Origin of the sequence: Streptomyces sp. NPDC047886 (assembly GCF_043204435.1) — a bacterium.
In the GTDB taxonomy this organism is placed as follows: domain Bacteria; phylum Actinomycetota; class Actinomycetes; order Streptomycetales; family Streptomycetaceae; genus Streptomyces.
Window position 1 is genome coordinate 681099 of the sequence record NZ_JBIDCF010000002.1, and the last position, 13843, is coordinate 694941.

Consider the following 13843-nt stretch of genomic DNA (forward strand, 5'->3'; position numbering starts at 1 on the left):
CGCGCGGGACGTGCGCCGGCGGGCCCGGGGCGGCCGGGCTCCGGGCTTCTCCCTGCGGGTCAGAACATGCTCAGCAGCTGGTCCACCGTCGGTTCCGTGGTGGCGTCGCCGTCGGGGAGGGACAGTTCGAACCAGACCGTCTTGCCGCGCGGGGTGCGGCGGGAGCCCCAGCACGCGCTGAGCAGGCCCACCAGTTGCAGGCCGCGCCCGCCCTCGTCGGTGTCCCGGGCGCGGCGGCGTCTGGGCTGGACGAGGCCGGAGTCCCACACCTCGCACACCAGGGTGCGGTCCCGCAGGAGGCGCAGGCGGATCTCTCCCTCGCCGTACCGCAGGGCGTTGGTGACCAGTTCGCTCACGAGCAGTTCGACCGTGTCCAGGAGCGGTTCGAGGTCCCACGCCAGCAGCTGGGCGCGCGCGTACTCCCGGGCGCGCCCGACCGAGCGGGGCTCGCGCGGCAGCCGCCAGTCGCCGACGGCCTCGGCGGGCAGGCCCTGGACGCGGGCCATGAGCAGCGCGATGTCGTCCTCGCCGTGCCGGGTGTCGAGCGTGTTGAGAATGTGGTCGCACACGTCTTCGAGGGGGCGCCCGCCGTCGGTGAGGGCCTGCCGGAACGCCTGGAGGCCCTCGTCCAGCGGATGGTCCCTGGATTCCACGAGCCCATCGGTGTACAGGGCCAGCAGGGCGCCCTCCGGCAGTTCGACCTCCACCTCCTCGAACGGCTCGCCGCCGACGCCGAGCGGCATCCCCGGCGGTACGTCGAGCAGCATCGCCTTCTCGCCGGGTTCGACCACGACCGGCGGCAGATGACCCGCGTTGGCGAACGTGCAGCGGCGGGTGACCGCGTCGTACACCGCGTACACGCAGGTCGCGAGGTACACCTCGGACAGCTCGGGGCCGCGCGGCTTGTGCGCGGCGCGGGACGCCCGCTGGGCGCCGATCGGCGCGCCGAGCCCACGGGCGATCTCGTCCAGGTGTGAGAGGACCTCGGCGGGCTCCAGGTCGAGCTGGGCCAAGGTGCGTACGGCGGTTCGCAGTTCGCCCATGGCGACGGCGGCGCGCAGGCCGCGTCCCATGACGTCGCCGACGACGAGCGCGGTGCGGTGGCCGGGCAGTTCGATCACGTCGAACCAGTCGCCGCCCACCTCGGTGGCCGTGTTGCCCGGCAGGTAGCGGCAGGCGATGTCGAGTCCGGCCGCCTCCGGGTCGCCGGGCGGCAGCAGGCTGCGCTGGAGGATCAGCGCCCGCTCGTGCTCCCTGCGGTAGAGACGCGCGTTGTCGATGCAGACGGCCGCGCGGGAGGCCAGCTCGACGGCGAGGGCGCGGTCCCGCTCGCCGAACGGTTCGCTGCCCTTCGTACGGGAGAACCGGACCAGCCCGACGACGGTGTCGTGCGCGACCATCGGCACGGCCAGCGTGGACTGGACGAGGCTGCCGTCGGCCGCCGGCACGGTCTGCGGCCGCCCGGTGCGCAGGGCCTGCGCGCAGGGCGAGTTGAACGGGTAGCGGTGGACGGCTCCGACCTCCGTCGGCTGGGTCTCGCAGCAGCCGGTCCCGCCGCCGGCGGCGAGGAGCGGGGTGTCGGCCACGGCGCTGGAGAACGCGACCCGGCGCAGTTCGGCCGTGCGGTCGCCCCGGCCGGGCGCCGCCTCGTCGCCGGTGAGGAGCCCCTGGTAGAGGTCGACGGACGCCAGGTCGCAGAAGCCGGGGACGGCGACGTCGAGCAGTTCGCGGGCGGTGGTCTCCAGGTCGAGGGAGTTGCCGATGCGAGCGCCCGCCTCGTTGAGGAGGGCGAGGTTGCGGCGGGCGTTCGCGGCCTCGCGGGCGGCGTTGTGGCGGCGGGTGACGTCGATGCCGAGTCCGGCGACTCCCACCGGGCGGCCGGCGCCGCTGTGCACCCGGTAGAGGTTGATGGCCCAGTGCCTGCGCTCGGTGCCGCCGGGGACGGCTCCGACGATCTGGAGGTCGGTGACGGACTCCCCGGTCTCCAGGACGCGGCGGAGCGCGGCGGTCATCCGGTCCGCCTCCGACCGGGACAGATAGTCGTGGACGGTCCGGCCCCGGTGGTCGTCGGCGGAGCCGCCGAAGACGGTGACGAAGCGCTGGTTGGCCCGCTGCACCGTCAGATCCGTACCGAACAGCAGGAAGCCGAAGGGGGATTGACCGAAAATCGCCTGCGAGGCCGCAAGATCTGTCTCTATACGGCGCAGCGCCCGGACGTCGACGACGATGCAGAGCGCCGCGCGCTCGCCGGTCTCCGTCTCGGTCGGCATGACGTAGAGCTCGGCGATGCCCCGTATCGGCCGCTCCCCGCCCATCCGGAACGGGACCAGTCCGGTCCACTCCTTGCCGTCGAGGATCTCCGCGACCCTGCGGTGACCCCGGGGACGGAGGTCGGCGGGCATGAACGCCTCGACCGGGTCCCTGCCGATCGCCTGGTCGGCCGGGATGCCGAACAGGTCGGCGGCGCGCAGGCTCCACTGGTCGACCAGCCCGTCGGGGCCGATCGAGAACGACGCGACTCTGATGTAGTCATAGATCGAGCCAGGCGGGCTGCTCTGCCACATGACGCCGTTCGCCGTCTCAGGTATCTCGCTCACGCGACCGTCCCCTCCAGCTCACCGCACCGGACCGGCCATTCCCGCAGTATTCAGCACTACGGCCCCCGTCGGCACGCCGTTCACGATCACAGGCTGGTCTCGTTCATTTCGCGCCGGGCCCGGAGTGATCGTTGTCCCTTCAGTCTTCTAACCAGGCAGGGCCAGCTCGAACCACACCGTCTTGCCCGTGCGTCCCTTGCGCGTCCCCCACCGGCGGGCCGAGCAGGCGATGAGCCGCAGGCCACGGCCCCCTTCGTCGTCCGGTCCCGCGTCGCGTTCACGGGGCGGATCCGGAAGCGGATCGGAGACCTCCACCAGCAGGGCGGGGTGTGGCGGAAACTCTTCGCCGTCGCGGGGAAGGCGGACGAGCCGTACGCCGATCGGCCCGTAGGCGTACCGCAAGGAATTGGTCACGAGCTCACTCACGAGGAGCACCGTCATATCCCCGATCGCGGCGTCCAGCTGCCACGCGCGCAGCGTGTCGCGTACGGCATGACGGGCGTTGCGTACGGCGTCGAGCTCAGCCGGAAAGGTCCACTCGGCGCACTCTCCCTCGGTGTCGATCACACCGACCACATCCCCAGACCAGCAGCAGACCCACGTCCGTTTTCGGGGGGTTAATCAGTCCATACCCGATATTTACGGCGGACTATCGCAGAGGTGGGCGCATCGTGGCACGAACGGCGTACCGGGTCAGTCGCGCACTCCGGGCGGCGGGGCGTCTTCGGGGCGGCCGACCGAGCCGGTGGAGCCGTCCTGGTCCTCGGTGCTGACAGGCAGTCGGCGCACGGCCTCGGCGACGGCGGGGAGGTCCTGATCCAGCCAGTCGACACTGTCCCATTCCTGACGGGACAACCAGCGCAGTTCGTCGTGATCCTCCAGGGGCCTCGGCTCGCCGGAGAGCAGCCGGGCGGTCCACACCTGGAGGACGTACCCGGGCCCGAGCGGCCACTCGCCGGGGATGCGCTCACCCGGCTCGGCCTCGACCCCCAGCTCCTCCCGCAGCTCCCGTACGAGCGCCTGCTCCGGCGTCTCGCCGGGCTCCAGCTTTCCGCCGGGCAGCTCCCAGCGGCCGGCCAGCGCGGGCGGCGCGCTCCGCCGGGCCGCCAGCAGCCGCCCACGGTCCACCACGGCCCCGGCCACCACCACACGTTCGGTCATGCCCGCGAGCGTATCCCCCGGGCGACCCGGGGCCCGGGGCGTGGGCACGGGAGCGCGGGACATCGGCGCACGGACGCGTCGGGCTGGACGCACGGGGCATGGACGCGTGGGCGTCGGGCATGGACGCGCGGTGGCATGGACGCGTGGGCGTCGGGCATGGACGCCTGGGCGCACGCGGCACCGCCGCACACGACAGGGGTCGCCCCGTGCGTAGACGCGTGAGGCGTGGACGCGTGGGGCGCGGACGCGTGGAGTGTGGGCGCACGCGGGCATCGGCCCGTGCGTCTTCGGTCCGTGGACGTCGGCCTCGCCGAACGGTGCGCTCAGGAGGTCGCCGCCCCGGCCCGGTCATCGTGCGCGGGCGCGCGGCCCGCGAAGTTCGGCGCGGGTCAGCGCGCGGGCTGGCCCATGCGCTCGACCCAGTACAGCTGCTCGTGTCCGCGCGCGTCGAGACTGTCGGCGACCTGCTGCGCCTCGTCCCTGGTCGCGTACCTCCCCACCCGGTAGTGGTTGCCGTTGTCGTCCTGGCGGATCACCAGCCAGGGGAGCATCGCACCGCTGTCGCTCATCACGTCTCTCCCCCCGCCGGGCCGCATGCCTCTAAGGGTCCCGAGGAAACCGCAATCCGCATATGCCTGAGCTTACGCCTGACCTTCACGCAGAGGATCCGTGTTTTTACAAAGAGATACACATCCGGCCAGTGAACCCACGGCAGAAGGGGGCGCACCCGGCCGAGTGCGCCCCCTTGCCCCCTTGCCCCTTGCCTCCCGCCCCCTGCCCTCTGCCCTCTGCTCCCTGCCCCCTGCCCCCTCGGGCCACGTGCGCCCAGCGGGGCTGAGCGCACGTCAGTTCACCGCACGGGTAGGTGGTAGGCGATCCGGTAGCGGTCGGCCGGCACCACCACGTCCGCCGTCTCCACCGCCCGCCCCGACGCGAAGTACGTACGCTCCACCACCATCACCACATGACCCGGCACTCCCCCGAGGGTCAGCAGCTCCTCCGCCAGCCCCGGCCGGGCGCCGACCTCCTCCACCACGTTGTCCACGACGACGTCGATCGCCGCCATCCGGTCCACGACGCCGCAGCCGCCGAGCGGCCCCTCCTCCGGCAGCATGACCGGCGTACGGCCCGTCACGGCGAGCGGCTCCCAGGAGGTGGAGAGCATCATCGGCTCGCCGCCGTCCCGGAACACGTACCGCGTGCGCATCACCGGGTCTCCCGGGGCGATTCCGAGCCGCTCGGCGACCCGTCCGCTCGCGTGCTCCTGCTCGCTGCTGGACTCCCAGGTGCCGCGCGCGCCTTCGGCCGCCTGCTCCTGCCGGAACGGATTCATACCGGCCGGGGGGCGGTATCCGGAGCGGGCGATCCGGCGCGGCACGGGCCGCTCGCGGACGTATGTCCCCGAACCGGAGCGGCCCTCGACCAGACCTTCGGCCATCAGCACCTTGCGGGCCTCCAGCGCGACCGTGTCCGAGACCCCGTACTCCTCGCGGATACGGGCCTGCGAGGGAAGCCGCGTGTGCGGCGGCAGCGAGCCGTTGACGATCTTTCTCCGCAGATCGCTCGCAACGCGCAGATAGGCGGGCTGCTCACCGAAAGTCACGGGCCACTCCCATCAGGTTGACAGACAGCTACAGAGTCGCAACGGTCCGTCGAGAATCGCAAGCATGGGCCAATGTTTCACTCGAAGTGATGGCTGCTGGTTCACCCGGCCTTACCCGGGGTAGAAAGCGCCACCCCGCCCGACAGGGCGCCCACCCTCTTGACCGGAATGGTCCAGACCAATAGGTTCCTGCCGCACGCTCAGCACGGCTCCGGCACGTCCGACCGAATGACCCCGTACCGAAATGAGCCTCATGCGTCGACGCGACCTCTTCCGGCTGACCATCGCCGCCTGCTCCTTCTCCCTCCTCTCCGGCCTGGCCCCGGCCACCGCCGCCACCACCCCCGCCACGACCACCCCCGCCGCCGCCTCCGCCGTCGGGACGGCCGACGCCGCGCACGGCACGGGGCACCCGACCACGTACAAGCGCGTCGGCTACTTCACCCAGTGGGGCGTCTACGGGCGGGACTTCCAGGTCAAGGACCTCGATACGAGCGGTACGGCCGGCAAGCTCACCCACATCAACTACGCCTTCGGCAACGTCAGTCCGCAAGGCACCTGCTTCACCGGCAACATTCCCGGCGAGGCGGACGCCTGGGCCGACTACGCCCGTCCGCTCGACGCGGCCGACTCGGTGGACGGCGTCGCCGACACCGCCGATCAGCCGCTCGCGGGGAACTTCAACCAACTGCGCGAACTCAAAGCCAGGCACCCCGGCCTGAAGGTGATGATCTCGCTGGGCGGCTGGAGCTGGTCCACCCACTTCTCCGACGCGGCCCGTACGCCCGCCTCCCGCAAGGCGTTCGTCACCTCGTGCCTGGACCTCTACATCAAGGGCGACCTGCCGGTGGACGGCGCCCGGGGCGGCGCGGGCGCGGCGGCCGGGGTCTTCGACGGCATCGACCTCGACTGGGAGTGGCCCGGCTCGGCGGGCGACACCGACACGGTGTTCCGCCCGGAGGACAAGCGCAACTTCACCGCGCTCGTCCATGAGTTCCGCACCCAGCTCGACGCCTACGGGAGGTCGCTCGCCCGGCCCAGGCACTACGAGCTGTCCGCGTTCGTACCGACCGCGCCGGAGAAGATCGACGCGGGCTTCGAGGTCCGCGCGATCATGCGGGACCTCGACTTCGTGACCCTCCAGGGCTACGACTTCCACGTCTCAGGCGAGCAGACCACGGCCCAGCAGTCGGCCCTGTTCGCGAAGGACGACTTCAGCGTCGACCAGACCGTCCGGGACTGGCTCCGCCGAGGGGCGCCCGCCCGCAAACTCGTCGTCGGCATGCCGTTCTACGGGCAGGGCTGGACGGGCGTGAAGGGCGGCGGCGACGGCCTCGGGCAGCCCGCGACCGGACCGGCGCCGGCGACGTGGGCGTCCGGCTACGAGGACTACAAGGCCCTCGCGAAGCTCGCCGACTCAGGGCGGTACACGCTCCACCGCGACCGCCGGGGCGGCCACGCCTGGCTCTTCGACGGCACGACCCTGTGGACGTACGACGACCCGCGGGTGCTGTGGACCAAGGCGTCGTACGTACGCGCACGAGGCCTGGGCGGCGCGATGTTCTGGTCCCTGGACGGCGACACGGCCGACGGCGAACTGATCAACGCCGTCGACCGCGGCCTCGGCCACCGCTGACCCGGACCCCCCGCGCCACCCGGCGCCCCGGGGCGGGGCCGTCGCTCAGACGGCGGTCCCGCCCTCCGGCGCGCCCTCCCCGGCGGGACCCTCACCCGGCTCGCCGTCGCCCGGCGCGCCGCCCCCAGACTCGCCGCCCCCCGGCTCGCCGTCCTCCGGCGGCGTGTCGTGCAGGCCGAGCGCCGAGCGGGCCTCGCGGCCGAGGTCCATCGGGAGCGCGTCGTACCCCGTGTCGTAGTGCTGCCAGAACGTTTCGGCGTCCGCCGCGTCCGCCGCCTTGACCCAGTCCTGACGGGCCGCCTTGAGCTTCTTCACCAGGTCGGCGACCGGCTTCGCGGACGCCCCGGTCCACTGGCGGGCCTCCAGTCCCGCCACCGCGGCGCCCAGCGCGGCCGAGACCTCCTTCGCCCACGCCACGTTGGCGTCGAAGTCGGCGTCGACATCGGCGTCGGGTTCGGCGATCAGCGCCGCGTCGATGCCGTTGACGGCGGTCAGGAAGTCCGCCTGCGGGGCCGTGAGGGTGGTGGCGTCACTGCGCAGCGAGGTGCTGAGCTTGCCCTTCTCCATGGCGAACGCGCAGGTCACGACCCGGTCGCCACCCCGCCAGCTCTCCTCGCTCGGCTGGTAGTAGTACGTCCAGATGTCCTCGGGCAGGGCCCAGGTGTCCATCGCGTAGCGCAGGCTGATCTCGTCGCAGCGCTTCTCGGCGATCGGCTCGATGGGCTTCTCGCCCGGCCACTCGGTGAACCCGGTCAGCTTGAAGCCGCCGGTCACCTCGGCCTGGTGGGGCTTGGCGCAGTCGACGACCTTGACGTTGAAGACCTCCTTCGTCAGGTCCCCGCCGGGGGTGTTGAAGCACTGGCCCGTACGCAGGGCGAACGGCGAACGGGAACTCGCCGCCTCCTCCTTGGCACGGCGCAGACCGTCGAAGAGCCCGTCGGCGGCGCCGGTGGCGACGCCGATCGTCACGAGCAGCGTGCTGATCAGGGAGAGGATCACGCCCGTGAGGGCCAGCCCCTTGCCCCGCTCGCCCTTCTTCTTGATCTGCCGCAGCGCGACCGCGCCCAGGATCAGACCGAGCGGCGGCACACAGCACACGATGCCGGCGACGAGGGAGGCGATGGAGAGACCGTTGACGTTCGGCGAGGGCGGCAGCCCCGCACCCGGCGGCGGGGGCACCGGCGGGTACGGCTGCTGCGGCGGGGGCCAGCCCTGCGGGGACGATGACACGGGTACGGGTGCTCCTGTCGGGCGGGGGCGAGGCGGGGGGAGGCGAACAAACGTATGAGCGGCGCGCATCGTACGCGTTCCGGGGCCCGGAGCCCAATGCGGAGCGGGGCGGCCGCCCGGCTCGGCGACCGCCCCGCTCACGTACTCACGTACTCACGTACTCACGTACGCGCACCCACCCGCGCCTGAGCGCGTGCTGTGGTCAGAACTGCAGTGCCCAGGAGTCGATCTTCCCGGTGTCGTAGCGGGCGTTGTCGCTCACCCGCAGCTTCCACGTACCGTTCGCGACCTCGGACGAGGCGTTGACGGTGTAGGTGGTGTTGATGTTGTCGCTGCTGCCGCCGGTGCCGTAGCCCTTCAGCGTGTACGCCGAGCCGTCCGGCGCGATGAGCTGGACCTGAAGGTCACCGATGTAGGTGTGCACGATGTTCACCGGCACCTGGAGGCCCGACGGGGCGTTGCCCGCGACGCCGGTCACGGTGATCGGCGACTCGACGGTGGAGTTGTCGTTGATCGCGTAGTCGGTGGTGTTCTCGAAGCGGGCGCCGCCGGGCGGCGGGGTGGTGCCGCCGTCGCCCACGTACAGCAGGCGGTTCGGGGAGCCGCTGCCCGGGTTGCCGACGGCACCGCTGGTGGCGGCGGACGTCAGGGCCGTGGCGACCTGGGCCGGGGTGGCCGACCGGTTGTTCGCCAGGTACAGCGCGGCGGCGCCCGCGACGTGCGGGGTGGCCATCGACGTACCGCTGATGGTGTTCGTCGCGGAGTCGCTGCTGTTCCAGGCGGAGGTGATGGACGATCCCGGCGCGAAGATGTCCAGGATGCTGCCGTAGTTGGAGAAGCTGGAGCGGGCGTCGGAGCTGGTCGTCGAACCGACCGTGATGGCCTCGGCGACCCGGGCCGGCGAGGTGCTGGACGCGTCGCGGCCGTCGTTGCCCGCCGCGATGGCGTACGTGACGCCGGAGGAGATGGAGTTGCGGACGGCGTTGTCGAGGGCGGTGTCGGCGCCGCCACCGAGGCTCATGTTGGCGACGGCCGGCTTCACGGCGTTCCGCGTCACCCAGTCGATACCGGCGACGACCTGTGCGGTCGTACCGGAGCCCTGGTTGTTGAGCACCCGGACGCCGACGATCTTGGCCTTCTTGGCGACACCGTAGGAGGACCCGCCGACGGTGCCGGCCACGTGGGTGCCGTGGCCATGGCCGTCCTGCGCCGTGTTGTCGTTGTCGATGGCGTCGTAGCCGTAGGTCGCCCGGCCGCCGAAGTCGCCGTGGGTGATGCGTACGCCGGTGTCGATGATGTACGCGGTGACGCCCTCGCCGCCCGGGTCGGGGTAGGTGTAGCTCTGGTTGAGCGGCAGGCCGCGCTGGTCGATCCGGTCCAGACCCCAGGACGGCGGGGACGGCTGCGTGCCGGAGATCGTGAAGACGCGGTCCTGGACGACGGACTCGACCGCCGGGTCGGCGGCGAGCTTCTTCGCCTGGGCCTCGGAGAGTTCGACGGCGTACCCGTTGAGGGCCGCGGTGTACGTCTTCTTGATCTTCGCGCCGTAGCGCGCCGCGACCGCCTTGCCGGACGCCTCGTCGGAGTCGGCTGCGGACTCGTCGAGGGTCACGATGTAGCTGCCCGCGACGGCGTTCGGCGCGCCCGCGTTCTCGATGACGCCCTCCGCCGCGGACTCGGCGGCGGTGGCCGGAAGGGTGGAGAGGGAGCCGAGAGCGAGGGCGGCGACGGCTATGGCACTGGCCGCGGCGACTCTTCGCCGCGACGTACGCATCACTGACATGTGAGGGGTCCTCCTCATTGGTGGTGCGTTGCTGTGGGGGAAGTGCGACAGATCCCCGGAGGAGCAAGGTGGCATGCTCATGACAACCCCTGCATGGACATGCCCCACCGTGGGAGTACGCGGCGTTGACCCCGTCCCCGACGACTGCCGTCCGAAAGATTGACGGATCCATAGGAATCACACAAGGGTGCGGCAGGCCATGTAACGCGTGTGCCACACAACCGAATCGAGGCGCCACCCACCGGCACATGCGGAGCCGGATCACCCGCTTCCGCCACTGACCTGCCGACGACGGTCCACGGCGCCCCGCCTCTGCCGCGCCGGTGGACGGTGCCCGGACGAAAACTCCTCCGGAGAAACGAGTCCGGAAATCGGAGACCTGACGCGCCGTTGGGCCGCCGGGCGGCCACACACTCCCGACCGACCGTCAGGCGCCGACGACGCGACGGCGGTGCGGCGAGGGACGGCGCACCGCACGCCCTCGCACCGTCGCCCCCCTCCGGACCCGCGGACCGGCGGACCGGCGGACCCACGTACTCAGGGACCTGCGGACCGGCGTACACACGTACCGGCGCACCGGCGCACCGGGAGCCGCCGTGCACGGCCGCAGCGCAGCCGAAGGGCGAGGGTGGCGGATGGGCGAGCGCAGCCGATGGGTCAGGGCAGCCGAACGTCGAGGACGGGCGAGCGTCGGGGACAGCCTACGAAGGGTCCACGGACTCCCCACGGCCCACTCCCAGCCGCACCTGCTCCTCCTCGACGATCCGGCGGGCCATCTCGACGTCCGAGACGTCGACGGCCTCCGGTGTCGACTCGGCGACGGAGCTACGGCGTGCGTACGCGTCGAACAGGCGGGTCTTGTTCTCCAGCATCCTCACCATCCGCTCGTCCACACCGCCGGTGGCGAGCAGGCGGTGCACGCGGACCGAACGCACCTGCCCCATACGGTGGGCCCGCGCCACCGCCTGGTGCTCGATCGTCGGCTTGACCTGCGGCTCGCAGATGATCACGACCGAAGCCGCCTGCATGTTGAGCCCCACCCCCGCCGCCTCGATCTGCGCCAGCAGCAGCGCGGGACCGGACGTGGCGGCGAACTCGTCCACGATCTGCTGACGTCGGGCAGGCGGCACGCTGCCCGAAACCGGGCCGAACACCCGCGAGGGCCCACGGCCGGACGCCTCGGCGAGCGCCTCCCTCACCACTCCCAGCACGTCCTTGAAGGTGGAGAACACCACCACCTTCAGCCCGTTCTCGGTGGCGTCCTCGACGATCTCCCGCAGCCGGTTCAGCTTGGCCGACCCCTCCGGGCGGGCGTACGCCGCTCTGCGCATCGCCATGAAGTTACCGGCCCGCACGGCCTCGCGGTACGCGCCCTCGTCCGACGCGCTCAGCTCCTCCCACTCGTCGGTGCGCTGGAGCGCCGGCAGTTCGGTCAGGACGTCCTGCTGGTTGCGGCGCAGATAGACCGGGGCGACGGCCTTCCGGAAGGCCGCGGAACCGACCACACCGTCGCGGTCGCCGACGACCTCGGCCAGCGCGGGTCGCAGCATGCCCACCAGGCTGCGGAACTCGGCGACGCGGTTCTCCATCGGCGTACCGGTCATGAAGAGGACACGTTCACAGCGATCGGCCCACTCCGCGACGGCCTGAGCGCGCAGGGTCCTGGCGTTCTTCACGTAGTGCGCCTCGTCCACGACCAGCATGCCGAGTTCGCCGCCCCCGGGGGCCGGGAACCCGCGCAACGCGTCGAACGTGGTCACCCCCACGCCGCCACGGCCCTTCCAGTCGGCGAACGCGTCGCGCCGGTCGGGGCCGTGCAGAGGCAGCACCCGCAGTCTGCTGCGGGCCTCGATCTCGCGCGTCCAGTTGATCAGGACGCTGGCGGGGCAGACGACCATGAAGTGGCTCTGCCCCTCCGCCGCGAGATGCGCCAGGGCGGCGATCGCCTGGATGGTCTTCCCGAGCCCCATCTCGTCGCCGAGGATCACCTTGCGCTGCGCGAGGGCGAAGCGTGCCCCGAATGCCTGGTAGCCGCGCAGCGACACCGTGCGACGGGTGTCGTCGAGCGGCTGGCCCCGGACGTGGTCCGCGATCTCATCGGGCAGGAACCCCTCGGCTGCGGCGGTGTCGGGGCTGCCGCCGGAGATCTCCGCGAGCAGGCTGTAGTACTCGGCGGAACGCAGCTCGAAGTCGACCCAGGCCGCGACCTCGGTCGAAGGGCCGCGCAGCAGGTCCACCGAGGTCTGAGCGAACAGCTCGGGCACACCGCCCTGCGCCGCCTCCTCCGTCAGCCCGCGGATCTCGGCCACGGCTGCCAGCGCCCGGCCGCGCCTCTCCCGCCCCGCCAGCACCATCCGCAAGCGCCCGGCAGCCGGTTTGGCCTCGGCCAGCAGCGGCCGCAGCCGCTCTGACAGAGCCGCGGCCTCGTCGACGGCTCGCCGCGCGTCGGGACCCGCCTCCACCAGCACGTGAAGGGCCATGACCAGCGCGGTGGTTCGCGGCTCCGGCCGGTCCACGTCGACAGCGACGGCGACGGTCTCGCGCACGGCGTCGGCAATCTGCCGCGCCGCCGCGATGACCTGGTCGACGGTCCGCTGTCCCACACCGGGAATCTGCCGCAGCCGGTAGGGCCCGGCCTCCAGTACCTGCCGTACCGACCGCAGCCCGCTCCTCTCGACCTCCCCCAGCCTCAGGCGGCCCTCGGTGACCTCCCTCAGCCGGGCCACGGGAATGGCGTCCAGCGCCTGCTCCGTCGCCGTCTCATGAATCGGCTCGAGAGCCGCCCTCACCGCCTCGACGGCCCGCCCGTGGTCGCCGAGCACCGTCTGCGCCGCCTCGTACAGCCGCCCTCCCCCGGCGACCGCCTCCCGTTCCCCACGCCCCATCCCGCCCCGGCCCCTTTCGCCACGTCCCCGCATCCTGCCACCGCGCCCGGCCCCTGAAGGCCCCGTCCCACCGATGCGACGGACACCCCGCCGAAACCCGGTCCTCCGCGAGGTCGCCCCATCGCGCCAGGAGGCCGGCCGTGTACTCGGCGATGCGCGGTCACGGCGGGAACGCCGCGTCCCTGTCGACGTACCGGTCGCGGAGCCGGCCGAAGACCCGAACCGCCATCGCGCTGTCCTCGGGCCGGTCGCCTCCCACACCGCCCAGCTGGAGGAGGTCATGGCAGCATCGCGGCGCGCCCCGCCGAGATCACCCGTCGGCATCGCCCGTCGAGGCCACGTGTCCGAGGGCGCTGCTACGTTCCGGGCCATGACCGCATCCGGTGATCTGCTCCACCGGATCGAGCAGGACGCCTCCCTGGCCGCCGCGCTCGCGTGGCCCGGTGACTTCGACATCGACCGCGGGGACCCGTCGAGAACCTGGTCCTTCCCACGGGAACGCCGCTGCACCCGATCGCGGGCTGTGGCGCCGGCGGCACATACTTCCTGTGCGGCGAGGCCGGGGCAGAGGAGCGGCCCGTCCTGTACGCCGACTCCGAGGGCCGGGCCGCCCTGATCAGAGGCGACCTCGCCGAAGCGGTCACGCTGATCGTGGTGTTGCCCTTCTGGCGCGACCTGGCCAAGGGCTTCACGATCGACGTACTCGGTGCCGAGTTCCGCTCCGATCACCCCCACCACGACACCGAGTGCGCGGCCTGAGGCAGCGCCGAGGAGCGCCTGGCTCTTCCGGACGCCGAGCGGCGTGCGGTGTGCGGTGTGCGGTGTGCGGCCTCGGCTCTCCCTCCGCGAGGGCCCGGACGCCCTGCGGCGAACAACGGTCGCTCCTTACCCGGCCTCCGAGAGAACGGGCGGGATGTGGACGCAGGCTGGCGGCATCCTTCAAGGGCC

Annotated in this window: 9 protein-coding genes; 1 reads left to right on the forward strand and 8 read right to left on the reverse strand. The window is 72.1% G+C overall.

Annotated elements, in window-relative coordinates:
* Positions 1 to 59 precede the first annotated feature (59 nt).
* The 5 genes from ACGF5U_RS08755 to ACGF5U_RS08775 all read right to left on the reverse strand — a co-directional run bounded on the left by ACGF5U_RS08755 (position 60) and on the right by ACGF5U_RS08775 (position 5361).
* The gene (locus ACGF5U_RS08755; protein WP_392712431.1) at positions 60 to 2597 is read right to left on the reverse strand and encodes a SpoIIE family protein phosphatase; all 2538 of its coding nucleotides are present in this window, start codon (positions 2595 to 2597) and stop codon (positions 60 to 62) included.
* Positions 2598 to 2744: 147 nt separating this feature from the next.
* Entirely contained in the window at positions 2745 to 3173 is a 429-nt protein-coding gene (locus tag ACGF5U_RS08760) for an ATP-binding protein (RefSeq protein WP_392712429.1), read from the reverse strand.
* Positions 3174 to 3290: 117 nt separating this feature from the next.
* On the reverse strand, positions 3291 to 3758 hold the full coding sequence (locus ACGF5U_RS08765; RefSeq protein ID WP_392712428.1) for a (deoxy)nucleoside triphosphate pyrophosphohydrolase: 468 nt from the start codon (positions 3756 to 3758) through the stop codon (positions 3291 to 3293).
* A gap of 389 nt (positions 3759 to 4147) precedes the next feature.
* Positions 4148 to 4327 (reverse strand): SPOR domain-containing protein, encoded by a 180-nt coding sequence (locus ACGF5U_RS08770; protein WP_392712427.1) that lies wholly within the window; start codon positions 4325 to 4327, stop codon positions 4148 to 4150.
* 281 nt (positions 4328 to 4608) lie between these two features.
* Positions 4609 to 5361 carry a GntR family transcriptional regulator gene (locus ACGF5U_RS08775; protein ID WP_392712426.1) on the reverse strand — a complete coding sequence of 251 codons (753 nt, stop codon included), beginning with the start codon at positions 5359 to 5361 and terminating at the stop codon, positions 4609 to 4611.
* Between the two features lie 253 nt (positions 5362 to 5614).
* Here ACGF5U_RS08775 and ACGF5U_RS08780 point away from each other — a divergent pair, with 253 nt between their 5' ends.
* Positions 5615 to 6997, forward strand: a complete 1383-nt coding sequence (locus tag ACGF5U_RS08780; protein WP_392712424.1) for a glycoside hydrolase family 18 protein — start codon at positions 5615 to 5617, stop codon at positions 6995 to 6997.
* Positions 6998 to 7042: 45 nt separating this feature from the next.
* Here ACGF5U_RS08780 and ACGF5U_RS08785 read toward each other — a convergent pair whose 3' ends face one another.
* The 3 genes from ACGF5U_RS08785 to ACGF5U_RS08795 form a co-directional block, all read right to left on the reverse strand.
* Positions 7043 to 8227, reverse strand: a complete 1185-nt coding sequence (locus ACGF5U_RS08785) for a DUF4190 domain-containing protein (protein WP_392712423.1) — start codon at positions 8225 to 8227, stop codon at positions 7043 to 7045.
* A gap of 202 nt (positions 8228 to 8429) precedes the next feature.
* Positions 8430 to 10010, reverse strand: coding sequence for a S8 family serine peptidase (locus ACGF5U_RS08790; RefSeq protein WP_392712421.1), 1581 nt, complete (start codon positions 10008 to 10010; stop codon positions 8430 to 8432).
* A 701-nt stretch (positions 10011 to 10711) separates the two neighbouring features.
* Entirely contained in the window at positions 10712 to 12895 is a 2184-nt protein-coding gene (locus tag ACGF5U_RS08795; RefSeq protein WP_392712420.1) for a DEAD/DEAH box helicase, read from the reverse strand.
* Between the last annotated feature and the right edge of the window lie 948 nt (positions 12896 to 13843).